This is a genomic window from Xanthomonas sp. DAR 35659 (assembly GCF_041242975.1).
Lineage (GTDB): Bacteria > Pseudomonadota > Gammaproteobacteria > Xanthomonadales > Xanthomonadaceae > Xanthomonas_A > Xanthomonas_A medicagonis.
This window is the reverse complement of record NZ_CP162488.1, coordinates 3,096,715-3,120,987: the sequence shown is the minus strand read 5'-3', so window position 1 is coordinate 3,120,987 and position 24,273 is coordinate 3,096,715. Positions and strand designations below refer to the sequence as shown.

The following is a 24,273-nucleotide window of genomic DNA, read 5'->3' as shown; positions in this document are numbered from 1 at the left end:
GTCCACGAAGCAGGGTGCGATGCGATGCTGGACGAAGCCACCGAACTGAAGAAGCTGCGCTGGCGCTGCCGGCGCGGCATGCGCGAACTGGACCAGTTGTTCGGCCGCTACCTGGACCGGCGCTGGGCGCAGGCCTCCGAGGCCGAGCGCGGGGTTTTCCTATACCTGCTCGACTGCGAGGACGATAAGTTGTGGCGCTGGTTCATGGGCTACGAGGCCTGTCCCGATGCACCCGCCGCCGATCTCATCGCCTCCATCCGCGCCATGCCGACTTGAGTGGCGTCCCTCGCGCTGGCTGCTGGCGGCGCTGGCGCTGCTGAGCCTGCTGGCGCCGCTGTCGGTGCTGGGCTCGGACATGCCGCGCCCCTGGGCCTGGCCGGTCGCGGCGCTGGCCGCGCTGTACGCGGCGCTGCTGCTGCGGCGCGAAGCGCGCCGCGCGCCGCGCGTGCTGCTGCTGCCACCGCAGGGCGCCGTGGCGGCGAGCCTGGACGGGCAGCCGCTGCAGGATCTGCAGGTGCACTGGCGCGGGCCGCTGGCGTTCGTGCGCTGGCGCGATGCGCAGGGCCGCACGGCGCGCCTGGCATGGTGGCCGGACACGTTGCCGCCGCCGGCACGACGTGAACTGCGTCTGGCCGCTCAGGCCCGCGCCGCTTCGTCTGCGCCGCCGCAAATGGCACCATAGCGCTCCTCAGGACGGTGGCTGCGCATGTTCAAACCCTTACCCGTGGCGATCGGCCTGCGCTACCTGCGCGCCAAGCGCCGCAACAACTTCATCTCCTTCATCTCGATGGCCTCGATCCTCGGCATCGCCCTGGGCGTGACCGTGCTGATCACCACCCTGGCGGTGATGAGCGGCTTCCAGAAGGAAATCCGCGACCGCCTGCTGCAGATGGCGGCGCACGCCACGGTCAGCGCGCAGGGCGCGCCGATGGAGAACTGGCAGCACGCGGTGGACGTGGCCACCCGCGATCCGCGCGTCGCCGGCGCCGCGCCCTACGTCGAGGAGGAAGCGCTGCTCACCGGCCAGCGCAACCAGCCGGCGATCGTGCGCGGCATCCTGCCCAACGAGGAAGCCAAGGTCTCGGTGCTGGCGCAGAAGATGAAGCAGGGCTCGATCGACAGCCTCACCCCGGGTTCCTACAACATCCTGCTCGGCCAGGAACTGGCGCTGTGGCTGGGCGTGGGCGTGGGCGACAAGGTCGTGGTGATGCTCGGCGAGCCGCAGGCCAGCCCGATGGGCATGGTGCCGCGCTACAAGCGTTTCACCGTCAGCGGCATCTTCGAGGCCGGCTACAACGAGATCGACCGCGGCCTGGCGGTGACCAGCATGCCGGACATGCAACGCGTACTGCGCATGGGCGACGGCGTCACCGGCGTGCGCCTGAAGCTGCACAACATGGACCTGGCCTGGGACGTGGCGCGCGACCTGGCGCTGAACCTGCATGGCCCGTACATGGTCAGCGACTGGACCCGCGAGAACGCCAACCTCTACCAGTCGCTGAAGATGGAGAAGACGGTGATGGGCATCCTGCTGTCGCTGATCATCGCGATGGGCGCCTTCAACCTGGTGTCTTCGCAGGTGATGCTGGTCACCGACAAGCAGGCCGACATCGCCATCCTGCGCACGTTGGGCTTGAGCCCGGGCGGGGTGATGCAGGTGTTCATGGTGCAGGGCACGCTGATCGGCGTGATCGGCACCGTCGCCGGCGTGATCGGCGGCATCGTGCTCACCTTGAACCTGGAGCGGATCCTGGCCGGCATCGAGGCGCTGTTCAACATCAAGCTGCTGCCGGAAGACGTGTACTACATCACCGGCCTGCCCACCGACATGCAGCCGCACGACGTGGTCGTCATCACCATCGTCGCGTTGCTGATGAGTTTCCTGGCCACGCTGTATCCGGCCTGGCGCGCGGCGCGCACGCAACCGGCGGAGGCGCTGCGTTATGAATGAGGGCCGGGAAGTGGGAATCGGGAATCGGGAATCGGGAATGCAGAAGCAACAGCACGCGGACGCGGCGATTCGGGCCGAAGGCCTGGGCAAGACCTACGCCGAAGGCAAGATGCGCACGCCCGTGTTCGACGGGCTGGACCTGAGCGTGGCGCCGGGCGAAACCGTGGCCATCGTCGGCGCCTCCGGCGCCGGCAAGAGCACGCTGCTGCACCTGCTCGGCGGGCTCGACGTGCCGACCGCGGGCGAGGTCTACGTGGCCGGGCAGCGCATGTCGGCGTTGTCGGATGCGGCGCGCGGGCGGTTGCGCAATCGCTCGCTCGGCTTCGTCTACCAGTTCCATCACCTGCTGCCGGAGTTCACCGCGCTGGAGAACGTGATGATGCCGGTGCTGCTGGGCGGCGCGGTGGTCAAGGACGCCGAGGCGCGCGCGCGCGCCTTGCTGGAGTCGGTTGGGCTGGGCCATCGCCTGGAACACAAGCCGGGCGAGCTGTCCGGCGGCGAACGCCAGCGTGCGGCGGTGGCGCGCGCGCTGGTCAATCGTCCGGCCTGCGTGCTCGGCGACGAGCCCACCGGCAACCTCGACGACAAGACCGCGGCCAACGTGTTCGCGCTGATGCTCGAGCTCAATCGCGCGCACGGCACCAGCCTGGCCCTGGTCACCCACGACCGCGGCCTGGCGCGCAAGCTGGACCGCGTGCTGGAACTGCACCAGGGCCGGCTGCGCGAACTGGCGCCGGCCGACGTGTAGCGGCGTGCGTGCCGGCGTGGGACGCGTGCCCGGATGGCCGCGGCCCCCAGCCGCGACCAATGCATCCCGGAACCATGATGGCCCCGGCGATCGGTCGCGGCTGAAGCCGCTCCTACAGTGCACCCAGCCGCCCCCTGTAGGAGTTAACTGTCATGCAGCAGCGATGACCGGGGGCGCGTAGGAGGTCTGATCGCGTGCGATGGCATTGAGCCAGCGCAGGAACTTGTGCATGCAAGCGACGATGGCGACCTTGGACGGTTTGCCTGCAGCCTTCAGGCGCGCGTAGGTGTTGGCCAGGGGCGACCCTGCGCGGATGGAGGCCCATGTGGCCATGTACAGGACCCGTCGCACGTCAGCGCGCCCGCCTGTGATGCGGCGTTGACCGTTCCAGCCGCCGCTGTCGCGATTGAACGGGGCCAGCCCGACCAGGGCGGCGAGCTTGCGCGGCGGCAGCGTTCCCAGTTCCGGCAGCCGTGCGGCCAGGGTGGCGCGCAGGATCGCTCCGACCCCTGGGACCTTGGGCAGGGTCGAACATGTTCTGGTCTGTTGCTCGACCTGCCGATCCAGGGCCCGGATCTGTTGATTCAGCAGGGCGATGACCAACTCGCACTGGTGGCGCACGTCGGGACTGGTGATGTGATCCAGGCGGCGCCGATGGGCATCGCGCTGGCCGACCACGGTGGTGCGCAGGTCGAGCAGTTCGCGTAGCTGCTGCAGGTGCTCTGGCAGCACGGTCGTAGGCGTGGTCGGGATGTGCTCAGCCGCGATGGCCAGCAGCCGCGCGTCCAGGGCGTCGGTCTTGGCATGCAGGCCTAGGGCGTTGGCCAACGCACGCGGGCGCTTGGCAGACATGCGCACCGCCGGCAGGTCGGCCTGGCGCAGAGCCCGCAGCACCGCCGTCTCATAGCCGCCACTGGCTTCCAACACGATCCGCTCACAAGCCATCGTGGACAGACGCTGGACCAACTCACGCCGTCCTTGCAGCGTGTTGGGCTGGGTCCAGGCCACGTGGTCCGGCAGAACATGAATGACCAGTTCGGCCTTGGCAACATCGATCCCGACAAAGCGCCGCATAGACGTTCTCCGCAGTAGACTCAAGGACGAGAGCGCTCCTGCCAATGCCCACGCTTGTGGAGTTCGAGTTCGTGGCTCGGGCAACTGTTCGGGCTTGTCAGGCAGGAGAAACGGAGTGCGGCGGCACTGACTCCTACTCGTGCTCGTTTGGCACTGCGGCTAAACGGCCTGCCGCACTCCGCTCTCACCTATAACGATAGAGCCTAATAAGACACAAGCGGCTTCAGCCGCGACGAACGGAGCCGGAGTTTGTCCGGTCATGGAACAACCGGTGGCCGATGGGCCGAAGCCACGCGGAGTCGCTCCCACAGCGAGAGCGGCGGACTGTGGGAGAGACTTCAGTCCCGACGCGGTTCGGTCGCGGCACCTCCAATGCTTCGCTCGTCGCGACCGAAGTCGCTCCCAGACCCACCGGACGAAGACCCTAAAATCCCATCAATTCGGCAATCCCGCGCCGCCGCTCTCGCAGCGGCAGCAGCTAAACAGCCGATGCTGCGACTCTGCGACCGTCAGGGAATCACCCGCTGCGCGCGCAGCCGCGCGAACAGTTCCAGGAACGAGGCGCGGCTGTCGTAGTAGCCGAGGAAACCGAGGTCGCGACTCTTGGTCATGTCGTTCACGCACTCGATCTCGCGGCCGAGGTCGGCGTCGGTATGCCACCAAGACGCCAACTGGTCCACGTCCGCCTGCACCAGCCCATGGCGCTCGGCGATCTCGCGCCACAGCGCCGGCGCGGTGTGCTGCAGGCGCGGTTGCAGCGGCATCGGCGCATCCGGATACGGCGCCGCCTCCAGGCCGAAGAACGCGGCGATCTCGGCCCACATCCAGCGCCAGCGGAACACGTCGCCGTTGACGGTGTTGAAGGCCTGGTTGCGCGCGGCCGGACTGGTCGCGGCCCAGGCCAGCTGGCGGCCGAGCAGGCCGGCGTCGGTGAGGTCGGTGAGGCTGTCCCACTGCGCGCGCGAGCCTGGGAACACGAACGGCTGCCCAATGTGCTTGCACAGCGTCGCATACACCGCCAGGGTCACGCCCATGTTCATCGCATTGCTGCCGTTGGCCTGGCCGATCATGGTGTGCGAGCGATGCACGCTCCAGCCGAAGCCGTGGCGCGCGGCGGCGTCGAACAGCAGGTCTTCCAGCGTGTAGTAGAAATTCTCGCCCGGCTGGCGCGGCTCGCTTTCGCGGAATGGCGTCTCCGCCTTGCCGGTGCCGTAGTGCTCGAACGAGCCCAGATAGTGTTTGGTGCCGGTGACCAGCGCCATGTGCTGCAGCGCCGCGCCGTCCAGACCCTCGCGCAGGTGGCGCAGCATCGCGCCGTTGGCGGCGACGTTTTCCTTCTCGGTGTCGCGCCGCGTCCAGGTGCAGAAGAACACGTGGGTGATCGGCAGCCTGCGCAATGCGGCCACGGTCGCCTGGCGGTCGAGCAGGTCGGCCGCGACCGGAATCACGCCCTCCTGCGCAAGCGGCCGGCGTGCCAGGCCGTACACGGTCCAGCCATCGGCGACGAGCACGTTCGCCAGGTTGTAGCCGGAGATGCCGGTGACCCCGACCACCAGTGCGGTGCCCTTGCGCATGCGCGGATTTCCTTTGCGACCAAACACCGCACCGTAGTCGCGGGCCGATGAACGTGCAGCGAAGCCGCCCGGGTGGGGTGGAGTAGTCATGAAGCGGTTGCCGAGGCCGAATGTCGCTCGCCTTGCATCAGTTCGGCGACAGCGGCGAATTCCTACCCGCGGCGCGGGGCTTGACCGATAGCGCGCGGACCGTCGGTACGCGAGGCTGGCGATACGGTGTCAGTGACGTCGTCGCGCCAGGCGCGCTGCCTGCAACTGAGCGCGGATAGGTCGCGTCGCACCGGTGCCCCCCATGCCAAGGAGCGGCGATCGCATGCAGCAGTGTTCCGGATCCGCCGATGGTCATGCGGCCGTGGCGTCAGCGTCCGCATCGACGTCCGCGCCGACGGGCGTCAGCGCGGTCGCCCCGTTCGGCATCGCCGTGGCCGCCAGCCTCGCCGCCGGCGTGCTGGCGGCACTGTGGCTGCCGCGGCTGGCGCCCTGGCCATTGTCGTTGGCGCTGCTGCTCGGTGGCTTCGCGGTGTATCTCGGCCTGCCGCGCTGGCGCTGGCTGGGCGCGTTCGCCGTGGGCTGCGGGTGGCTCGGCCTGGTCGCCGGCATGGTACTCGCGCGCCAATTGCCCGCCGAGTGGGAGAAGCGCGTGGCGACCGTGAGCGGGCAGGTGGTGGAACTGCCGCAGGCCGAGGTGCGGCGCACCCGCTTCCTGTTCCGGGTGGATGCCGATGCCGCGCAGCCGGCACCGCTGCGCGGGCGCCTGCTGCAACTGGCCTGGTACGACGATTTCGGCGCGCAGGCGCCTGGTCCGCGCACGGCGCTGCATGCCGGCGCGCGCTGGCGCCTGAGCCTGCGCCTGCGCGCGCCGCGCGGGCTCAGCAATCCGGGCGGGTTCGATGCCGAAGCGTATGCACTGGCGCAGCGGATCAGCGCCAGCGGCTACGTGACCGCGCCGGCCGACGCCATTGAACTGGCGGCGGGACAGGGCGTCGACGCCTGGCGCGAACGGCTATCGGCGCGGATCGCGGCGGCGGTACCGAGCGTGTCGGCGCGCTACGTGCAGGCGCTGGCGCTCGGCGACACGCGCATGCTGGACGACCGCGACTGGCGCATCCTGCGTGCCGCCGGGCTGACCCACCTGATCGCGATCTCCGGCTTCCACGTCGGCTTGGTCGCCGGTGCCTTCGCGCTGCTCGGCGGTGGTCTGTGGCGATGCTGGCCGCGTCTCGGGCGGCGATGGCCGCGCCGCCAGGCGGCGGCAGTACTGGCGGTGCTCGGCGCCGGTGGCTACACGGTGCTGTCGGGAATGGCCCTGCCGACCGTGCGCACCCTGCTGATGATCGCGGTGGTGGTGGTCGCGCGGCTATGGCGGCGTCCTGTCCGGGTGGTGGATGCCTTGGCGCTTGCAGCGATCGCCATGCTGGCCTTCGATCCGTTGGCGGTGCTCGCGCCGGGCTTCTGGCTGAGTTTCCTCGGCGTGGCCTGGCTGGCCTGGTGCATGCCGGTCGCCGGCAGCGGCTGGCGCGGAAAACTGCGCGAGTTCCTGACGGCGCAGGGCGTGGCGACGCTGGGCTTGCTGCCGCTGAGCACGATGCTGTTCGGGCAGGCGTCGGCGGCCGGGCCGCTCGCCAATCTGCTGGCCATTCCCTGGTGGAGCCTGGTGGTGGTGCCGCTGGCGCTGCTGGGCACGGCGCTGGAGGCGCTGCACGCGGGGGCCGGGACCTGGGCGTGGCGCGCGGCGGCTGCCTGCTTCGACCTGTCCTGGCCGCTGTTCGCGACCTTGGGCGAGAGCCGTTTCGCGCTGTGGTGGCTGCCGGAGGCGCGCGACTGGGCGTTGCCGCTGGCCATGCTGGGCGCGTTCTGGCTGCTGCTGCCGCGCGCGGTGCCGGGCAAGCCGCTGGCGGCGCTGCTGTGGCTGCCGTTGTTCTGGCCGCCGTTGGAGCGCCCGGCGGCGGGCGAGGTGGAGCTGGTGATGATCGACGTCGGCCAGGGCCTGTCGGTCCTGGTGCGCACTGCGCGGCACCAGGTGCTGTTCGATGCCGGGCCGGCGATCAAGGACGGCTACGACGCCGGCGAGCGCGCGGTGGTGCCGGCGCTGCACGCGCTCGGCGTGGCACGCCTGGACCGGGCGGTGATCAGCCACGGCGACAACGACCACGCCGGCGGCTTCGAGGCGGTCCGCGCGGCGCTGCCGATCGGCCTGGCGCAGGCGCCGGCCGGCGCGCCGTTGCGGGTGGACCGGCCATGCGAGGCGGGCGCGGGCTGGGAATGGGACGGGGTGCGGTTCCGCTTCCTGCATCCGGCGCGCGGATTCCCCTACCTCGACAACGAGTCCAGTTGCGTGCTGCGGGTGGAGAGCGCACATGGCGCGATGCTGCTCACCGGCGACGTCGGCGACGTCATCGAGGACCGGCTGCTGCGCCAGGCGCCGCAGGACCTGCGCGCCGAGGTGGTGCTGGCGCCGCACCACGGCAGCGCGCATTCCTCGCAGGCCGCCTTCGTCGCCGCCACCGGTGCGCGGCTGGTCTTGATCTCGGCGGGCGAGGGCAACCGCTTCGGCCATCCGCGGCCGGCGGTGGTGGCGCGCTGGCAGGCGGCGGGGGCCGAGGTCGCGACCACCCCGCATGGCGGCGCGCTGCGGGTCTGGCTGGGGCAGGCCGGCCTGCAGCTGCGCGAACGGCGGCCCTGGCGCGCGCGCCTGTGGGACGCCGCGGAGCGGGCGCGGGCGGCTGCTATCCTATCGGCCAGTGAACGAACGGCCGAGCGTGCCGGAGGGTTGCGACGTGTGGGAACTGGTCAAGGCCGGTGGCTGGCCGATGGTGCCGTTGCTGCTGTTGGGCGTGGTCGCGCTGGCGATCATCCTGGAGCGGTTCTGGAGCCTGCGCCGTAGCGAGGTGTTGCCGCCGGGGCTGGGCCAGGAAGTGCGCAACTGGGCCACGCGCGGCAAGCTGGACCAGACCCACATCGAATCGCTGCGGCACAACTCGCCGCTGGGTGCGTTGCTCGCCGCCGGGCTGGACGTGCGCAACCGGCCGCGCGAGATCGTCCGCGAGCGCATCGAGGATACCGGTCGCCACGTGGTGCACCGCATGGAGCGGTTCCTGAACGCGTTGGGCACGGTGGCCTCGGCCGGCCCGCTGCTCGGCCTGCTCGGCACCGTGGTCGGCATGATCCAGATGTTCCTGGGCATCCTCGACCACGGCGTCGGCGACGTGAACCAGCTCGCTGGCGGCATCGGCAAGGCGCTGGTGTGCACCGCCACCGGCATGATCATCGCGGTGCCGGCCTTGGTCTTCCATCGCTACTTCAAGGGCCGCATCGCCGGCTACGTCATCGAGATGGAGCAGGAAGCCACCGCCCTGAGCGATGTCCTCGACGGCCACGGCCGTCCCGGGACGCAGGTGCCGTCGCGCGCGGCCGCGGCGGCGGGCGCCACCGCGCCGGCCAAGGGCTGAGCCGATGCGGATCCGCGACGACCGCGGCCAGGACGAGCCCCATATCGACCTGGTGCCCTTGATCGACGTCATCCTGGTGCTGATCATCTTCTTCGTCGTGACCACCACGTTCGATGCGCGCTCCACCTTGCAACTGCAGTTGCCCAACGCCAGCGACCAGCACACCCCGTCGCCGCCGCGCGCGCTGAGCGTGCTGGTGAACGCCGACGGGCGCTATTTCGTCAACGATCAGGAAGTGCTGCGTACCGACGTGGAATCGGTCAAGCGCAGCATCGCGCAGGTCGCCGGCGACGACCGCGAGCAGCCGGTGCTGCTGCGCGCCGACGCGCGCACGCCCTACCAGGCGGTGGTCACCGCGCAGGACGCGCTGGGCCAGCTCGGGTTCCGCCGCATCGCCATCGCCACTGCTCCCGAAGTCAACAGGGACGGAAGCTCCAAGTGAACGTACCCACCGACGTGCCCGTCCAGGATTCGCCCTGGCGGACCTATCGCCGTTTGTTGTCCTATGCCGGCGGCTATCGCGGCCTGCTGCTGATCGCCGCGGTCGGCGCGCTGCTGGAGGCGCTGGCCGGTTCCGGCTTCCTGGCGCTGATGAAGCCGATCACCGACGAGACCTTCATCGCCCGCAACCGCGAGGTGGCGATGTGGCTGCCGCTGCAGATCGTGGGCCTGTTCGTGCTGCGCGGTATCGCCGGCTACATCACCGACATGTCGATGGGCCGCGCGGCGCGCAGCATCGCCCGCGATTTCCGGGTCAACGTGCTGGACAAGTACTTGCGCCTGCCGGGCAGCCGTTTCGATGCCGAGCCGGTGGCCTCGATGCTGGTGCGGCTGGGGTCGGACAGCGACCAGGTGGCGCAGGCCGCGGTCGATGCGATGAAGGTGATGGTGCAGCAGACGCTGCAGATCGTCGGCGCGCTGGCGGTGATGCTCTGGTATAGCTGGAGCGTGACCGTGACCATCCTGTTGGTGGCGCCGCCGCTGTCGTGGGTCATGGATCGCGTCGCCAAGCGCTACCGGCGGGTCAGCCACCGTATCCAGGAGAGCAACGCGGATTTGATGCAGACCGCCGAGCAGGCGTTGTCCGGCAACCAGGAGGTCAAGGTGTACGGCGCGCGCGCCAGCGAGATGGAGCGCTACCGGCAGTTGGCCGACACCAATCTGCGTCTGGCGATGAAGGTCGAATCCACCCGCGGCATCTCCTCGGCGGCGGTGCAGCTGCTGGGTGCGATCGGCCTGGCCGTGCTGCTGCTGATGGCCGGCCACGAGGCCCTGGCCGGACGCCTGACCGCCGGCGAGTTCGTCTCGCTGATGACCGCGATGATGGCGATCATCCCGGCGCTGAAGAACCTCACCAATGTGCAGAACATGCTGCAGCGGGGCGTGGCCTCGGCGCAGCGGCTGTTCGTGGTGCTGGATGCGCCCGAGGAACAGGACAGCGGCACCCGCCGCATCGAGCGCGCGCAGGGCCGGATCGAGTTCCGTGAGGTCACCGCCGCCTACCCGGGGCAGGCGCGGCCGGCGCTGGCCGAGGTCAGCTTCGTCGCCGAACCCGGCACCGTCACCGCCATCGTCGGCCGCTCCGGCAGCGGCAAGTCGAGCCTGGTCAAGCTGATCCCGCGCTTCTACGACCCGCAATCCGGGCAGATCCTGCTCGATGGCCAGCCGTTGCAGGACTATCGCCTGGACGACCTGCGCCGGCAGATCGCCCTGGTCGGCCAGCAGGTGATGCTGTTCGACGGCACCATCGCCGAGAACGTGGCCTACGGCGAGATGCGCGAGGCCGACGCGGCGCGACTGCGCCAGGCGATCGCCGACGCCAACGCGATGGAGTTCGTCGAGCACCTGCCGGACGGCCTGCAGGCGCAGGTCGGGGCCAAGGGCGGACGTCTCTCGGGCGGCCAGCGCCAGCGCCTGGCGATCGCCCGGGCGATGCTCAAGGATGCGCCGATCCTGATCCTCGACGAGGCCACCGCGGCGCTGGACAACGAATCCGAGCGCCTGGTGCAGGACGCGCTGCAGCGGCTGATGCCCGAGCGCACCACCCTGGTCATCGCGCACCGCCTGTCCACCATCGAACACGCCGACCAGGTGCTGGTGATGGACAACGGCCGCATCGTCGAGCGCGGCACCCACCAGGCGCTGCTCGCGCAGGGCGGCCTGTACGCGCATCTGCACAGCATGCAGTTCCGCGAAAGGCAGGGCGGATGAGTCGCGGCCCGCACACGCCTGGCTACTGGTACGGCCATGGCACGCCGCCGCTGCATGCGCGGCTGCTGACCCCGCTGTACGCGGCGGCGATCGGCCTGCGCCGCGCGCTGTACCGACGCGGTTGGCGCAAGCGCCACAGCGTCGCGGTGCCGGTGGTGGTGGTCGGCAACCTCACCGCCGGCGGCACCGGCAAGACCCCCCTGACCATCGCCTTGGTGCGCAAGCTGCAGGAGGCCGGCTGGACCCCCGGCGTCGCCTCGCGCGGCTACGGCCGCAGCCAGGACAAGGTCGCGCGCTGGATCGAGCCGGGCACCACGCCGGAACTGGGCGGCGACGAGCCGGTGCTGATCGCGCACAAGACCGGCGTGCCGGTGCGGGTCGACCGCGACCGCGTCGCCGCCGCGCGCGCGCTGCTGCAGGCCGGTTGCGACATCGTGGTCTGCGACGACGGCCTGCAGCATTACCGCCTGCAGCGCGACGTCGAGATCGAGGTGGTCGACGGCCATCGCCGCTACGGCAACGGCCGCCTGCTGCCGGCCGGGCCGCTGCGCGAGCCGGTCGAGCGCGGCCGCGAATGCGATTTCCGGGTCATCAACCTGGGCCAGGCCAGCGACGCCGGCGAGGTCCAGGCCGGCTTCGGCGAGTGGGCGATGCGCCTGCGCATCGACAGCGCGCAGCCGCTGCGGGGCGGCCGCACGCGGCCGCTGCGCAGCTTCGCCGGGCAGCGCGTGCACGCCGTCGCCGGCATCGCCCATCCGCAGCGCTTCTTCGACATGCTGCGCGCGCAGGGCATCGGCGTGGTGCCGCATGCGTTTCCGGACCATCACCGCTATCGCGCCGCGGACCTCTCGTTCGGCAGCGAGCTGCCGGTCCTGATGACCGAGAAGGATGCAGTCAAGTGCGCCGCCTTCGTCAACGACTGGTGCTTCAGCGTGCCGCTGGTGGCCGAACTGCCGGCGGCGTTCTGGATCGGCCTGCTGGACCGGCTGGACAAGCTGCGCGGTCGCGCGGGCGAGGCTGGCGACTAGCCGTGTAAACCCAGTACGTTGTTCATTGGGACACGTGAGATGGGCGGTAGTATCCGAGGCTGGCGTGAGCACGCTGCCAGTTGTCGTGATGGACCCGGGCGGGGAAGGCGTCGGCGCGCTGTTGGGAGGTGATGTCGGACCCCGCGTAGGCCCATTCGCGCAGGGGGCTGCACCAGTCGCTCGGCGTTGCCGTTGGTGCGCGGGGTGGGGCACTCGCAGCGATCGTGCCCACCGCATCGCGAAGAGGGAACGGATGCAGGATTCGCATTCCCTACCGAAACGATCTAGCCTCTCGGACGCACCCCGCAGCGCCAGGCTCAACGATAGCGCCGAATGGCTCCCCGGCAATGGCATCGCGCGCATGGTCGAAACTACATGTGGCGCACCAGCGCCTTCCTTCAGCCAAGGAGCCCGATCGTGAAGAACTTTCCGTACCCCGGCGTCTCGATCGTTGAAATTCCGACCTCGCGCACCATCCTGCACGCCGAGACCTCCGTCCCGGCCTTCGTTGGGGTGGCCGAACGTGGGGCGTTCAACACCCCGACCCTGATCGAGAGTTGGGCTGCCTACGTCCGTGAATTCGGTCACCTGGCCTGGCAAGCATTCAACGCGTGGGCCGTGCATGCGTTCTTCCAGGAAGGCGGCGAGCGATGTCATGTCGTGCGTCTGCAGGACAGCGGCGGTACGCCCGCCACGCTTGAACTGGCTGGTGCGACGTTGATGGCGGCCAGCAACGGCGACTGGGGTAACAGCCTATGCGTCTATTTGACCGACAGCGGCGGCGGTCACTCCGTTGCCGGTGACGCGGCGCAGCCGCTGCGATTGAACTTGCAGGTGCTTCTGCCCGCATCGCGCGTCCACGAGACCGGCGCGAATGCGACCGCGCGATTGTCTAGACAGTTGCTTGGCGCCTACGCGAACCACAACCAACTGGCGCAGGTCACGCTCGGCGACTGTCTTTATTACATCCTGGAAAGCTTCACTGAGTTGGCGGATCTTGGTCCGGAATCACAACAGCGCATCAACAGTCAGTCGATGTTCGTCCGTGTCGGGGTGCCGGCCAGCGGGCGCGCAACCAGCGTCGGCGCACCGCCAAGCCCGTTGGCCGGCGGCCATGATGGAACGTTGGCGTTCCAGGCGGGTCTGGAGACGCTGAAGGAGATACAGGGCATCGGCCTACTGGCCACCCCGGATACGGTCGGCATGGCCGACAGCGCCGGCAATAGCGATATCGCACAGCAGCGCCAGAGGGCGCGACAGACGTTGCTGCAATGCGAGCAGCAGGCCATCACGTTCCATGTGGTCGACCCGCCCTACGGGCTGGACATACAGAATGTGCTGGCATTCAAGGTCGGCACCCCACATGCCGAGCCGCTGAACTCCAGCTACGGCGCCCTGTACTACCCGTGGGTCTGGATTCGCAGTCCCTTCGACAACGGCAAGGTGCCGATGCCGCCCTCAGGTCCTGTATTGGCCTGCTATGTCCGCAGCGATGCCGAGAACGGCGTGTGGACATCTCCGGCAGGCATCCATAATGGCGCGATGCGGACGGTTGTCGATCTGGAGACGAGAGTGGGCGATGCCGAGCAAAACGAACTCAATCCAAATGGCATCAATGCGCTGCGAAAATTCCTCGACGCCTACGTCGTGTATGGCGCGCGCACGCTCTCGTTGGAAAGCGACTGGACGTATGTTCTTGTCCGCCGTCTGTTCATCCATATCGAGCAAAGCCTGAAAATCAGCCATCAATGGACGGTGTTCGAGAAAAGTGACTCGATGCTGTGGGCAGCAGTCAGCCGCGAGATCAACGCATTCCTGACCTCGCTATGGCGGGAGGGCGCATTGGTCGGATCAAACCCGAGCGAAGCGTTCAATGTGATCTGCAACGCCTCCAACAATCCGGCGGAGGCACAGGCGCAGGGCCGGCTCTACGTCGATATTGGCTTGGCGCCGATCTATCCAACGGAGTTCATTGCCCTGCCTATCGTGCTGACGACCGCTGCAGCCGTCGAAAGGTAAACGCGTGGTCCGAGAGAATGACGAGCACTGACTTCGCCCGCCTGGCAGATGCACGTTCATTCGGGGCTCCTGCTGCTGGGTTGGTCTAGTAACCCCATCGTCCAGATCGGCCCGGATGAACAACCTGCTGAGAGATCACACCTAGCCGCGCACCCGGCGGCGCGCAGGCGGGACGGTGGCATATCGCGTCCTGCGATGGAGCCGCGCGGCGCACGGCCGCGCCGATGTCGCCTGCGCCGTTGGCGGGGTCCGGCCGCTGCGCGAACAGGCGGCGGCCATCGGCCGGCGCACGTGTCGCAATCGTGCTCGTGCGCGACCGCGCCACGCGCCACGCGCCGCGGCGATGCCTTGCCGCGGCGCGGTCCCCCAGGGCGCTTGCGCTAGAACCTGTAGGTCAGCGACAGGGCGGTGTTACGGGGTGCGCCGTAGTAGCCCTGCGCCCAGTACAGGCTGTTGATGTACTTGCGGTCGGTGACGTTGTAGACGTTGAGCGTGGCGCTGAGCTGCGGGGTGAAGTCGTAGTGCGCCATCAGCCCGAGCAGCGCATAGCTGTTCTGGCGGGTGAAGATCTCGTTGCCGCTGGTATCCAGCGCTTGCTGATCGCGGTAGATATCGCCTTGCCAGGTCAGCGTCGCGCCCAGTTTCAGCGCTTCCCACTGCGGGACGGTGTAAGTGGTGGCGAGCTTGAAGGTGCGGCGCGGCACATAGGTGCGCACGTTGCGGCCGGCATCGTCCTTGAGGCTCAGCTGGGTGTAGCCGGCGTTGAGCTGCCAGTGGTCGCCGAGCCGGCCGGCGAGGTCGAACTCGTAGCCGGTGGAGGTCGCGTCCACCGGCTTGTAGGTCTGCAGCGTGCCGACGTAGGTGTCGGCTTCGGCGGTGTTGTCCTGCTTGGCGCGGAACAGCGCGAACGAGGCGTTGACCCGCTGCTGCAGCCACTGGCCCTTGATGCCCAGTTCGGCGTTGCTGCCGGTGATCGGGTCCAGCACCCGCAGGTTGCGGTCCAGTTCGGTCTGCGGATTGAAGATCTCCGCATAGCTGGCGTACAGCGCGTAGTTCGGATCGAAGGTGTAGACCGCACCGACGAACGGGGTGGTCTCGCTGTCGTCGTAGGCGTGCTGCACGCCGTAGTTCTGGCCGCGGCTCTCGATCCGGGTGTGGTTGACGCCGGTGATCAGCTTCAGCGCGTCGCTCAGGTTCCAGCGCGCGGTGGCGTAGGCGCTGCGGCGGATCATGTCGAACTCCGCGCCGGTCGGCGCGGTGGTGAACGCCGGCAAGGCGATGTCGCCGGTCCAGTTCTCCAGGCTGGGCAGCGCGAACCAGGCGCTGGTGTCGCGGGAATCGGGGTAGGTGGAGACCTGCGAGACGTCGATGCCGGCCCACTTCACGCCGGCCACAAGTTCGTGCTCGCGTCCGCCCAGGACGAACGGGCCGCTGGCGTAGAGGTCGGCGTACTTCTGGGTCTCGTGGCTGAAGTAACGCGAGGGATAGGAGTACAGCCCCAGCCCGGTGGCGCGGTCCGGCGTGCCGTAGGCGTAGAACAGGTTGCCGTCCGACTCCAGCTTGCGGTAGTTCAGTGCGGCCTTGAGCTGCCAGCCGCCGCCCAGCGCCTGCTGCAGTTCCACGAAGGCGCGCTTGTCGGTGCTGTTCCAGTACGACCAGTCGGCCGAGGTGCTGGTCGAGCGCGCGTAGTCGGTGGCGCTGCCGTCGCTGTAGTACAGGGGCAGGGCGCCCCACATGCCGCCGTGGGGTTCGTTCTTCTGGTAGCTGGCGCCGACGCTGAGCAAGGTGCTGTCGCTCAGATCGGCTTCGACGATGCCGTAGACGCTGCGCTTCTTCAGCGAATAGCGGTCCAGGTAGCTGTCGCCGTCCTGGCCGGCTGCGACGATGCGCCCGCGCACGCTGCCGCTGCGATTGAGCTTGCCGGCCAGGTCGGCGTCCACGCGCCGCGTGTCCCAGCTGCCGGCGGTGACGCCGACGCTGCCCTGCAGTTCCTGGGTCGGGCGCTTGCGCACGAAGTTGACCGTCGCCGACGGGTTGCCTGTCGAGGACAGCAGGCCGTTGGCGCCGCGCAGCACCTCCACGCGCTCGTACATCGCCGTGTCCAGGTCGCCCTCGGCGCCACCGTTGGTGAACGGCAGGCCCAGCCCGTCGACCTGGAAATTGGTGATGTCGAAGCCGCGCGCGTTGTAGTAGGTGCGGTCGGTCTCGATCTTCTCCACGTTGACGCCGGTCGCCAGGGCCAGCACCGCGTTGGCGTTGCCCAGGCCGAAATCGTCCATCTGCTCGCGGCCGATCGTGCTCACCGACTGCGGCGTCTGCAGGGGGCTCAACACCAGGCCGGTGCCGGTGGCGCTGGCCGGCGGGGTATAGCCGTCGCTGCGCTGCGCGACCACTTGCAGCTTGTCCAGCAGCGTCGGCGCGGCGTCGCCGGTCGTGGCCGCGTCGGCGGTGCTCGCATCCGCGTCGGCCGCGCTGGCGGCCAACGGCGCCAGCAGGGCGGCGAGCGCCAGGCACAGCGCGCGGCGATGGACGGGGACACAAACCGGCGGTGCGGCGAGCCGGGCGGAACGGACGGGAAGGTTCATCGGGCGGGATCTATAGAATGGGAGGGAACGGCGGCGCGCCACGTGGTGGGCAGCGCGCGCCATCGGCGGATGGCTGGCTGCCGTTGCGTTAGCGAATACGAACTATTCTCAATAAGTGATGAGGAAAGATCAACGCATGTTTCGGTTTCCTGAGTTCCAGCGTTCAGCCATGACCCCGGGCGCGGGCGCCGCATGAGCGCGCCGCCCCCCTTCGTGGTCGCCGTGCCGGCGCGTTATGCCGCTTCGCGCCTGCCCGGCAAGCCCTTGCGCGCGCTCGGCGGCGAACCGTTGGTGCGGCACGTGGCGCGCCGCGCGCTCGCCGCCGGCGCGCAGCAGGTCTGGGTGGCCGCGGACGATCCGCGCATCGCCGCGGCGGTGGCCGACCTGGACGGCGTGCATGTCGCGCTGACTTCGACGGCGCACGCCTCGGGCACCGACCGCCTGGCCGAATGCGCCGACATCGCCGGCTGGGACGACGCCACCCTGGTGGTCAACCTGCAGGGCGACGAGCCGTTCGCGCCGGCGGCGGGCATCGTCGCGGTGGCGCAGGCGCTGGCCGCCAGCGGCGCGGACATGGCCACGCTGGGCACGCCGGTGGAGTCGGCCGAGAGCCTGTTCGATCCGAACGTGGTCAAGCTGGTGCGTGCCGCCAATGGGGATGCGCTGTACTTCAGCCGCGCGCCGATCCCGTGGCATCGCGACGCCTTCGCCGCCTCGCGCACGCACCTGCCGCCGGGGCCGTGGCTGCGCCATATCGGCATCTACGCCTACCGCGCCGGCTTCCTGCGCCGCTTCGCGGCGATGCCGCCGGGCGGTCTGGAACAGGTGGAGGCGCTGGAGCAACTGCGGGTGCTGGAAGCCGGCTTCCGCATCGCCGTGGCGCTGTCGCCGGCGCCGTTCCCGCCCGGGGTCGACACCCCCGAGGACCTGGCCCGCGCCGAGGCGCACCTGCGCAGCCTGGCATGAAGCTGCTGCTCGTCTGCCTGGGCAACATCTGCCGCTCGCCGATGGCCGAGGGCGCGCTGCGCCATCATCTGGAGCGCTCGCCGCTGGCTGGCCAGGTGCAGGTGGATTCGGCCGGCACCGGCGGCTGGCATCGCGGCGAGCCGCCGGACCGGCGCGCCATCGCCTGCGCCCGCGGCCATGGCGTAGACATCGCCGGGCTGCGCGCGCGGCAACTGCGCGATGCCGACTTCGCCGGGTTCGACTGGATCCTGTGCGCCGACGCGGCCAACCTGCGCGATGTGCGCCAGCGCGCGCCGGATGCCGCGCGCGAACGGATCGCGCTGTGGCTGCCCTGGGCCGGGATGGAGGGCCGTCGCGAGATCCCCGATCCCTACACCGGCGGCAGCGCGCAATTCGAGGAGGTCTGGGCCCTCGTGGACGAGGCCGCGGCGCGCAGCGTGACGCGACTCTCCCTAGACGGCGGCTCCGGCATAATCGAGCGATGAACTCGATCGCCGCCCTGGAACTGCCGCAGTCCGGTCTCTGGCTCAACGCGGCGCCGTCCACGCTGCGCGAGCAGCAGGGCCGGGCGCTGGTGCTAGCCTTCGTCAACGCCGCCTCGGCGTGGTGCGCGCAGCGCCTGGCCGAACTCGGCCAGTGGCAGGCACGCAATCCCGGACGCCTGCAATTGATCGTGGTGCAGGTGCCGCGCTTCGACTGCGAGCGCGAACCGCAGCGGGCGCTGAAGCTGCTGCGCAGCCAGGGCGTGTCGGCCCCGATCCTGCTCGACGCCGACTGGGCCGCCTGGCAGCGTTTCGGTGTGCAGGCCTGGCCGACGCTGCTGCTGATCGACGCCGGCGGCCAGGAACGCGAGCGGCTGGTCGGCACCGGCGGCGCCGATCTGGACCGGGCGCTCGCCGCGCTGTGCGCCGGGCAAACGTTGCCGCCGGACGAGGAACTGCGCCAGCCGCGCGAGACCCAGCCCGAGCCGCGCCTGACCCTGCGCTTCCCGGTCGGCCTGGCCGTGGCCGAGGATCGCCTGTACGTCGCCGACAGCGGCCATCACCGGATCCTCGAATGCACCACCGGCGGCCGCGTGCTGCGTCAGTTCGGGCTGGGCACCGCCGATTTCATCGATGGCGGCGTCGGCGAAGCCGCCTTCCACCGCCCGCGCGGCCTGGCACTGGAGCGCGGCGTGCTGTACGTCGCCGACACCGGCAACCACGCGCTGCGCCGGATCAACCTGCTCAACGGCCACGTCGATACCCTGTGCGGCAACGGCCGCGCCGGCGAGCCGGTCGAGGGGCCGGTGCAACTGCCGCAACAGGCGCCGTTGAACCACCCGCAGGACGTGGTGGTGGCCGACAACCAGGTGCATATCGCGATGGCTGGCGACAACCGCATCTGGAGCTACGAACTGGGTACGCGCAGCCTGCGCTGGCGTGCCGGTGCGGGCGTGCTGGAGCTACGCGACGGCAGCGGCCACCTGGCCGCGTTCGCGCAGCCGTGCAGCCTGGCCGCGGTGCAGCAGGCGCTGTACGTGTGCGATGCGCTGGGCTCGGCGGTGCGCTCGCTGCAACTGCGCGGCGACCTGGTGCAGACCCTGCTCGGCGGGCAGGGCCCGTGGGATTTCGGCAACGAGGACGGCCCGCGCAGTCGCGCGCGGCTGCAGTTCCCGCAGGCGATCGCGCTGAGTCCGGACGCGCCGCTGCTGTGGATCGCCGACAGCGGCAACGGCAGCCTGCGCAGCCTGCGCCTGGGTGGCGGCGACCTGTCGACCACGGTCCTGCCGCGGCGCCTGCACGGCCCGGCCGGGCTGGCGGTGAGCGCCGGCGCGGTATGGATCGCCGAGACCGACGCCCACGCGGTGTTGCGCTACGACATCGCCAGCGGCGAACTGAGCGACGTGCCGATCAACGAATGACCGCGACCCCGCACCCCGCGTTCGACGGCAAGGCCTTCGCCGCCAACCTCAGCACCGCACCCGGCGTCTACCGCATGTACGCGGCCGACGATACCTTGCTGTACGTCGGCAAGGCCGGCGCGCTGCGCAAGCGCGTGTCCAGCTATTTCAGCGCCTCGCCGAAGAACGCGCGGACCATGGCGATGCTGGCCCAGGTCGCGCGCATGGACGTGACCGTGACCCGCAGCGAGGGCGAGGCGCTGCTGCTGGAAAACCAGCTGATCAAGTCGCTGGCGCCGCGCTACAACGTGTCGCTGCGCGACGACAAGAGCTATCCGTTCGTGCTGCTGACCCGCGAGGAGTGGCCGCGCATCGCGCTGCACCGCGGCCCGCGCGCGGTACCCGGTCGCTACTTCGGTCCGTATCCGGGCGTGACCGCGGTACGCGAGACGCTGAACCTGATGCACAAGCTGTTCAAGCTGCGCAGTTGCGAGGACAGCGTGTTCCGCAACCGCTCGCGGCCGTGCCTGCAGTACCAGATCGGCCGCTGCAGCGCGCCGTGCGTGGCGCTGGTGGCGGCCGACGACTACGCCGAATCGGTGCGCCGCGCGACGATGTTCCTGGACGGGCGCAGCGACCAGCTCGGCGAGGAGCTGGTGCAGGCGATGCAGGCGGCCAGCGAACAACTGGAGTTCGAACGCGCCGCGCGCCTGCGCGACCTGCTTGGCTCGCTGCGCAGCATGCAGAGCCGACAGTACGTGGACGGCCGCGCCGCCGACCTGGACGTGCTGGCCTGCGCGATGCAGGGCGCCAACGCCTGCGTGCTGCTGCTGGCGTTCCGCGACGGCCGCAATCTCGGTACCCGCGCGTTCTTCCCCAAGACCAACGGCGAGGACAGCGCCGCCGAAGTGCTGGGCGCCTTCGTGTCGCAGTACTACGCCGAGCAGCCGCCGCCGCGCGAGGTGCTGCTGGACCGCGAGATCCCCGACGCCGAGCTGATCGAGGCGGCGCTGGCCTCGGCCGCCGAGCGCAAGGTGCAGTTGAAATGGAACGTGCGCGGCGAGCGCGCCGGTTACCTGGAACTGGCCAGCCGCAACGCGCAGGCCACGCTGGCCAACGAGTTGACCAGCCGCAACGCGCAGCATGCGCGCAGCGAAGCGCTGCGCGAGATGCTGGGGCTGGCCGAGCCGGTCAAGCGCGCCGAATGTTTCGACATCAGCCACACCATGGGCGAGGCCACTGTGGCTTCTTGCGTGGTGTTCGACGCCAGCGGCCCGGTGCGCAGCCAGTACCGGCGCTACAACATCAGCGGCATCGAGCCGGGCGACGACTACGCGGCGATGCGGCAGGCGATCGAACGCCGCTTCCGCCGCGCCGCCGAAGGCGACAAGGCCGACGTGGTGCTGCCCGACGTGCTGCTGATCGACGGCGGCGCCGGGCAGTTGGCGCAGGCCAACGCCGCGCTCGCCGACCTGGGCGTGGAGGGCATCCTGGTGATCGGCGTGGCCAAGGGCGCCGAACGCCGCGCCGGCCACGAGACGCTGGTGATGCCGGACGGGCGCGAACTGCGTCCCGGCGCGGCTTCGCCGGCGCTGCAGTTCATTCAGCAGGTGCGTGACGAGGCGCACCGTTTCGCCATCACCGGCCACCGCGGACGGCGCCAGAAGGCGCGCATGACCAGCAAGCTGGAGGACATTCCCGGCATCGGCCCGCGCCGCCGCGCCAGCCTGTTGAAGCATTTCGGCGGGTTGGCCGGGCTGAAAGCCGCCGGCGAAGCGGAGATCGCGCGCGTGGAGGGCATCAACGACGCACTGGCCGCGCGAATCTACGCTAACCTGCACGGACTGCCGGTACCCGATTCGGCAGGCGAGTAGAGCAGCGCAATGAAGTTGACCATCCCCACCTGGCTCACGCTGCTGCGGATCCTGATGATCCCCGTGCTGGTGCTGGTGTTCTATCTGCCGTACACCTGGACCAACTTCGCCTCGGCGGCGATCTTCGGCTTGGCCGCCTTCACCGACTGGCTGGACGGCTGGGTGGCGCGGCGCTATCACCAGTACTCCGCGTTCGGCGCGTTCCTGGATCCGGTGGCGGACAAGCTGATGGTGGCGGTGGCGCTGTTCCTGATCGTGCAGGGCCACCCGACGCCGTGGATGGCGTTCTGGGCGGCGGTGATCGTCGGCCGCGAGATCGCGGTGTCGGCGCTGCGCGAATGGATGGCCGAGATCGGCCAGCGCGCCAAGGTGCGGGTGGCGATGATCGGCAAGATCAAGACCACCGCGCAGATGGTGGCGCTGCTGTGCCTGCTGTACTCGGTGATGCCCGACGGCGCGCCGCCGGAGAGCGTGTGGATGGGTGCGTTCATCTTCCACGTGGGCGACTGGACCCTGGCGATCGCGTCGATCCTGACCCTGTTGTCGGGCATCCAGTACCTGCATGCGGCCTGGCCCAGCCTGCGCGCCGACGAGCGCGCGGCGGTGGCGGAAAAGAACGCGAAGAAAATCGAAGGCAACGGTTGACAGCCTGCGCGTACCCGGTAGAATTCGCGGCCTCAAGCGGGAATAGCTCAGTTGGTAGAGCGCAACCTTGCCAAGGTTGAGGTCGCGAGTTCGAGTCTCGTTTCCCGCTCCAAATAGTGATCTACAGACCTGCAGTGACGTCTGTAGGCCGTACACAAAAAGGAGCTTCGGCTCCTTTTTGCGTTTCAGCAAACGCCACGCAAACCCATGGGTAATTGACGTTCTTGAGGCCAAACTCAGGCCAAGGAATGTGGCTGTGCCGGTTGCGGGCGTTGCTGGGGTTGGATCGGGATGACCGGCGGCATCGTGCCTAAGTCCGGACTGTGCGGTCACCGCCTGCCGCTTTGCCGGTGAGCGATGTGGCAGTAGGGTGGGAGAGTCTGACCCCCGCTGCGGCGATTCCCTGTCTGCCGCAAGGCGTTCGTTGTGCAAGTCCGACACTCGACGCTACCGCTGACCGGGCTGACCGGCACCCTGGCAGATCGCGCAAGGAACGCGTGGCGTAGCCCCTGATCCGAGAGCCGGGCCAGAGCCGTCAGGGGAAAGCACGCAACCCCGGGATGGGGGTGGTGGGGTGGAAGCACTCGCCTCCGGACAGCGCGGTGGTCGCTCGCGAATGCATGCTGTGCGAGCCGGCCATGTCCCGCAGCGGGAGTTGCGCCGCAACCTCGAAGATCAATGCTTGCCTCGCATGTCGCTGACATCATCAGATGGCATGGGGTGCGTGTCCGGGCGTCACGCTGGGCATTGCAAATGCACCGGCGACCGAGCGCCTGCCTTCGTTCACGGTGACCGGTGTCCGCCACGGCAGTTGCTGCGGCAAGGCGGGAGAATCGAAAATATTTAATAAAATCAAATATTTGAATCGCTGGCCTGCCCGGTTTCGCCCCCGGAAGGTTTTCTGAAGTTGTGGTCAGCTATAGTTTCGGTAAAGTAATGCGGCGCGGGCCGTATTGTGGAGCACTCATGGCTGCTATGCAGATGCTGGAGCGCTATACCCACCTTCGAGCGGAAGACTTGATACAACTGCACCGCATCCCTTGGGCCGCGCCGTCCGCTTCCACGAACCGACTAAAGCTGCCCGCCATGCCGAGAATCACGCATTGCCTAATCCAGCTGACGTCATAGATGGCAAGCGGCGCCGGCGTTGTCCCGCGGAGCCACGCTGATCACAAGTCGCCCAAAGACAAGCACGTCGTTTCAACCACTACCATGGAGGTATTCATCATGAAGCTACGCACCGTTTCCGCTACTCTCGCGCTGGCTGCGGCTTTAGGCCTTGGCTTGAGCACTCCTGCTCGCGCCCAGGCGCCCGATCCTTGCTCGGTCTTTCTTTGCATGGCCAGCGTGACTGGCGCAGGTGCTCCGAGTCCCCAATGTACAGCGCCGATCGCGGTCTTCCACGCCATCCAGGTATGGAGCCCGGCTTTCAACCCGCCGGCCACGGCCGCGGCACGCCGGACCTATCTGATGACATGTCCGGGCGTGACCACGAACCCGACGAATCAAGCGATGTTGCAATCCATCATCGCGGCGTGGGGCTACACACCTTGACCGGTTTCGCCCGCTGACCCAGGCAAGCGCTTGCTGCTGACCTCGTTCGACTTCGCCAGGCTGTGGCCCGGGAGCTGAGGGAGGACTGGGAGAAATACACTCCGGCCCTGAATCAGTTTTGAAACGAAAGGCCTTTCATCGGCAGATGAAGGGCCTTTTTTTCTTGGTTCCACCCAAGTCCTGGGAAGCGGCCCTGATCTTCAGGAAGACGTAGGTGTCATCGCGGTAGCCGTGGGTCGTGCGTTTGATGGCTCTGATCTTGTTGTTGATGTCTCGGCCAGGTTGGTGCCCAGCGGCCCGGGCGAAATGTCGATGGCGTCGACAGCTACTGCCGTGCGGCGGACCAGGACAGTCGGCAGGGACTACACCCTTGACCGGAGCGGGCTGGCGTCGGTGCTGGTGGCGAGCTCGGCGTGAGGCGGCGGGCAGGCGGTCCCGGCCCTGACTGCTCTCTTCAAGGGCGTGTGGGTTGAATGCAGCAACGCTCACCCGGATGACTATGCGCCGGCACTACGCAAGCATGTGCTCCACCCAAGGGCGGCTGACGAGATACGTACTGGTCTCGATGTCCTCGTCGGTCGGGACGACATCTGTGTCGAGAAAGGTGCGGTGGTTTTCACGATCCGGCGCTTGATTGGAAGGGGCACTAGATGACGGCCCCATGTCGACTGTTGCGGGTGGGGAAGCCGGCCTCTCGTTCGTCTTCCAAATGG

The 24,273-nt window shown here is 68.9% G+C and carries 19 protein-coding genes and 1 tRNA gene; 17 read left to right on the top strand and 3 right to left on the bottom strand.

The features are described 5' to 3' along the window. Positions 1–27: 27 nt before the first annotated feature. From AB3X07_RS13180 to lolD, 4 genes are read left to right on the top strand one after another with little or no spacing between them, the layout of a single operon-like run. Positions 28–276, top strand: coding sequence for a succinate dehydrogenase assembly factor 2 (locus AB3X07_RS13180; RefSeq protein WP_369944757.1), 249 nt, complete (start codon positions 28–30; stop codon positions 274–276). Continuing rightward, a complete protein-coding gene (locus tag AB3X07_RS13175) occupies positions 227–682 on the top strand; it encodes a hypothetical protein (RefSeq protein WP_369939049.1) in 456 nt (151 codons plus the stop codon). Before AB3X07_RS13180 ends, AB3X07_RS13175 begins: the two co-directional genes overlap by 50 nt. A gap of 24 nt (positions 683–706) precedes the next feature. Next, entirely contained in the window at positions 707–1,951 is a 1,245-nt protein-coding gene (locus AB3X07_RS13170) for a lipoprotein-releasing ABC transporter permease subunit (protein WP_369939048.1), read from the top strand. 37 nt (positions 1,952–1,988) lie between these two features. Further along, positions 1,989–2,699 carry a lipoprotein-releasing ABC transporter ATP-binding protein LolD gene (lolD, locus tag AB3X07_RS13165; protein WP_369939047.1) on the top strand — a complete coding sequence of 237 codons (711 nt, stop codon included), beginning with the start codon at positions 1,989–1,991 and terminating at the stop codon, positions 2,697–2,699. Between the two features lie 150 nt (positions 2,700–2,849). On the opposite strand, the gene AB3X07_RS13160 is transcribed toward lolD, so the two are convergent. Beyond that, the gene (locus AB3X07_RS13160; protein ID WP_369939046.1) at positions 2,850–3,773 is read right to left on the bottom strand and encodes an IS110 family transposase; all 924 of its coding nucleotides are present in this window, start codon (positions 3,771–3,773) and stop codon (positions 2,850–2,852) included. Between the two features lie 509 nt (positions 3,774–4,282). Then, positions 4,283–5,347, bottom strand: a complete 1,065-nt coding sequence (locus tag AB3X07_RS13155) for an SDR family oxidoreductase (protein ID WP_369939045.1) — start codon at positions 5,345–5,347, stop codon at positions 4,283–4,285. A gap of 352 nt (positions 5,348–5,699) precedes the next feature. Between AB3X07_RS13155 and AB3X07_RS13150 the strand changes: the two genes are divergently transcribed. The 6 genes from AB3X07_RS13150 to AB3X07_RS13125 all read left to right on the top strand — a co-directional run bounded on the left by AB3X07_RS13150 (position 5,700) and on the right by AB3X07_RS13125 (position 14,054). Next, positions 5,700–8,231 (top strand): DNA internalization-related competence protein ComEC/Rec2, encoded by a 2,532-nt coding sequence (locus AB3X07_RS13150; protein ID WP_369939044.1) that lies wholly within the window; start codon positions 5,700–5,702, stop codon positions 8,229–8,231. After that, complete coding sequence (locus AB3X07_RS13145) at positions 8,125–8,796, top strand: MotA/TolQ/ExbB proton channel family protein (protein ID WP_369944756.1); 672 nt, start codon at positions 8,125–8,127, stop codon at positions 8,794–8,796. The genes AB3X07_RS13150 and AB3X07_RS13145 overlap by 107 nt, the downstream gene beginning before the upstream one ends. Positions 8,797–8,800: 4 nt before the next feature. After that, entirely contained in the window at positions 8,801–9,238 is a 438-nt protein-coding gene (locus AB3X07_RS13140) for an ExbD/TolR family protein (protein ID WP_369939043.1), read from the top strand. Then, positions 9,235–11,007 (top strand): lipid A export permease/ATP-binding protein MsbA, encoded by a 1,773-nt coding sequence (msbA, locus tag AB3X07_RS13135; protein WP_369939042.1) that lies wholly within the window; start codon positions 9,235–9,237, stop codon positions 11,005–11,007. Before AB3X07_RS13140 ends, msbA begins: the two co-directional genes overlap by 4 nt. After that, positions 11,004–12,035 (top strand): tetraacyldisaccharide 4'-kinase, encoded by a 1,032-nt coding sequence (gene lpxK / locus AB3X07_RS13130; protein WP_369939041.1) that lies wholly within the window; start codon positions 11,004–11,006, stop codon positions 12,033–12,035. Before msbA ends, lpxK begins: the two co-directional genes overlap by 4 nt. 417 nt (positions 12,036–12,452) lie before the next feature. Then, entirely contained in the window at positions 12,453–14,054 is a 1,602-nt protein-coding gene (locus AB3X07_RS13125) for a phage tail sheath family protein (protein ID WP_369939040.1), read from the top strand. 380 nt (positions 14,055–14,434) lie between these two features. Here the strand turns inward: AB3X07_RS13125 and AB3X07_RS13120 are convergent, their stop codons facing one another. After that, complete coding sequence (locus AB3X07_RS13120) at positions 14,435–16,639, bottom strand: TonB-dependent siderophore receptor (protein ID WP_369939039.1); 2,205 nt, start codon at positions 16,637–16,639, stop codon at positions 14,435–14,437. A gap of 192 nt (positions 16,640–16,831) precedes the next feature. Between AB3X07_RS13120 and kdsB the strand changes: the two genes are divergently transcribed. The 7 genes from kdsB to AB3X07_RS13085 all read left to right on the top strand — a co-directional run bounded on the left by kdsB (position 16,832) and on the right by AB3X07_RS13085 (position 23,560). Beyond that, positions 16,832–17,605 (top strand): 3-deoxy-manno-octulosonate cytidylyltransferase, encoded by a 774-nt coding sequence (gene kdsB, locus AB3X07_RS13115; protein ID WP_369939038.1) that lies wholly within the window; start codon positions 16,832–16,834, stop codon positions 17,603–17,605. Then, complete coding sequence (locus tag AB3X07_RS13110) at positions 17,602–18,090, top strand: low molecular weight protein-tyrosine-phosphatase (protein WP_369939037.1); 489 nt, start codon at positions 17,602–17,604, stop codon at positions 18,088–18,090. The genes kdsB and AB3X07_RS13110 overlap by 4 nt, the downstream gene beginning before the upstream one ends. Then, on the top strand, positions 18,087–19,508 hold the full coding sequence (locus AB3X07_RS13105; protein WP_369939036.1) for a hypothetical protein: 1,422 nt from the start codon (positions 18,087–18,089) through the stop codon (positions 19,506–19,508). The genes AB3X07_RS13110 and AB3X07_RS13105 overlap by 4 nt, the downstream gene beginning before the upstream one ends. Continuing rightward, complete coding sequence (gene uvrC, locus AB3X07_RS13100; protein WP_369939034.1) at positions 19,505–21,361, top strand: excinuclease ABC subunit UvrC; 1,857 nt, start codon at positions 19,505–19,507, stop codon at positions 21,359–21,361. The genes AB3X07_RS13105 and uvrC overlap by 4 nt, the downstream gene beginning before the upstream one ends. Before the next feature lie 9 nt (positions 21,362–21,370). Next, positions 21,371–22,006 carry a CDP-diacylglycerol--glycerol-3-phosphate 3-phosphatidyltransferase gene (gene pgsA / locus AB3X07_RS13095; RefSeq protein WP_369939033.1) on the top strand — a complete coding sequence of 212 codons (636 nt, stop codon included), beginning with the start codon at positions 21,371–21,373 and terminating at the stop codon, positions 22,004–22,006. Between the two features lie 36 nt (positions 22,007–22,042). Beyond that, a tRNA-Gly gene (locus AB3X07_RS13090) sits at positions 22,043–22,118 on the top strand. Between the two features lie 1,115 nt (positions 22,119–23,233). Then, positions 23,234–23,560 carry a hypothetical protein gene (locus AB3X07_RS13085; protein ID WP_369939032.1) on the top strand — a complete coding sequence of 109 codons (327 nt, stop codon included), beginning with the start codon at positions 23,234–23,236 and terminating at the stop codon, positions 23,558–23,560. The last annotated feature ends 713 nt before the right edge of the window (positions 23,561–24,273 follow it).

What these genes read in the sequence shown, in the direction of transcription:
- AB3X07_RS13175 (WP_369939049.1), top strand. Translation starts at nt 227, where the DNA reads ATGCACCCGCCGCCGATCTCATCGCCTCCATCCGCGCCATGCCGACTT.
- AB3X07_RS13170 (WP_369939048.1), top strand. Translation starts at nt 707, where the DNA reads ATGTTCAAACCCTTACCCGTGGCGATCGGCCTGCGCTACCTGCGCGCC.
- lolD (WP_369939047.1), top strand. Translation starts at nt 1,989, where the DNA reads ATGCAGAAGCAACAGCACGCGGACGCGGCGATTCGGGCCGAAGGCCTG.
- AB3X07_RS13160 (WP_369939046.1), bottom strand. Translation starts at nt 3,773, where the DNA reads ATGCGGCGCTTTGTCGGGATCGATGTTGCCAAGGCCGAACTGGTCATT.
- AB3X07_RS13155 (WP_369939045.1), bottom strand. Translation starts at nt 5,347, where the DNA reads ATGCGCAAGGGCACCGCACTGGTGGTCGGGGTCACCGGCATCTCCGGC.
- AB3X07_RS13140 (WP_369939043.1), top strand. Translation starts at nt 8,801, where the DNA reads ATGCGGATCCGCGACGACCGCGGCCAGGACGAGCCCCATATCGACCTG.
- lpxK (WP_369939041.1), top strand. Translation starts at nt 11,004, where the DNA reads ATGAGTCGCGGCCCGCACACGCCTGGCTACTGGTACGGCCATGGCACG.
- AB3X07_RS13120 (WP_369939039.1), bottom strand. Translation starts at nt 16,639, where the DNA reads ATGAACCTTCCCGTCCGTTCCGCCCGGCTCGCCGCACCGCCGGTTTGT.
- kdsB (WP_369939038.1), top strand. Translation starts at nt 16,832, where the DNA reads ATGAGCGCGCCGCCCCCCTTCGTGGTCGCCGTGCCGGCGCGTTATGCC.
- AB3X07_RS13110 (WP_369939037.1), top strand. Translation starts at nt 17,602, where the DNA reads ATGAAGCTGCTGCTCGTCTGCCTGGGCAACATCTGCCGCTCGCCGATG.
- AB3X07_RS13105 (WP_369939036.1), top strand. Translation starts at nt 18,087, where the DNA reads ATGAACTCGATCGCCGCCCTGGAACTGCCGCAGTCCGGTCTCTGGCTC.
- uvrC (WP_369939034.1), top strand. Translation starts at nt 19,505, where the DNA reads ATGACCGCGACCCCGCACCCCGCGTTCGACGGCAAGGCCTTCGCCGCC.
- pgsA (WP_369939033.1), top strand. Translation starts at nt 21,371, where the DNA reads ATGAAGTTGACCATCCCCACCTGGCTCACGCTGCTGCGGATCCTGATG.
- AB3X07_RS13085 (WP_369939032.1), top strand. Translation starts at nt 23,234, where the DNA reads ATGAAGCTACGCACCGTTTCCGCTACTCTCGCGCTGGCTGCGGCTTTA.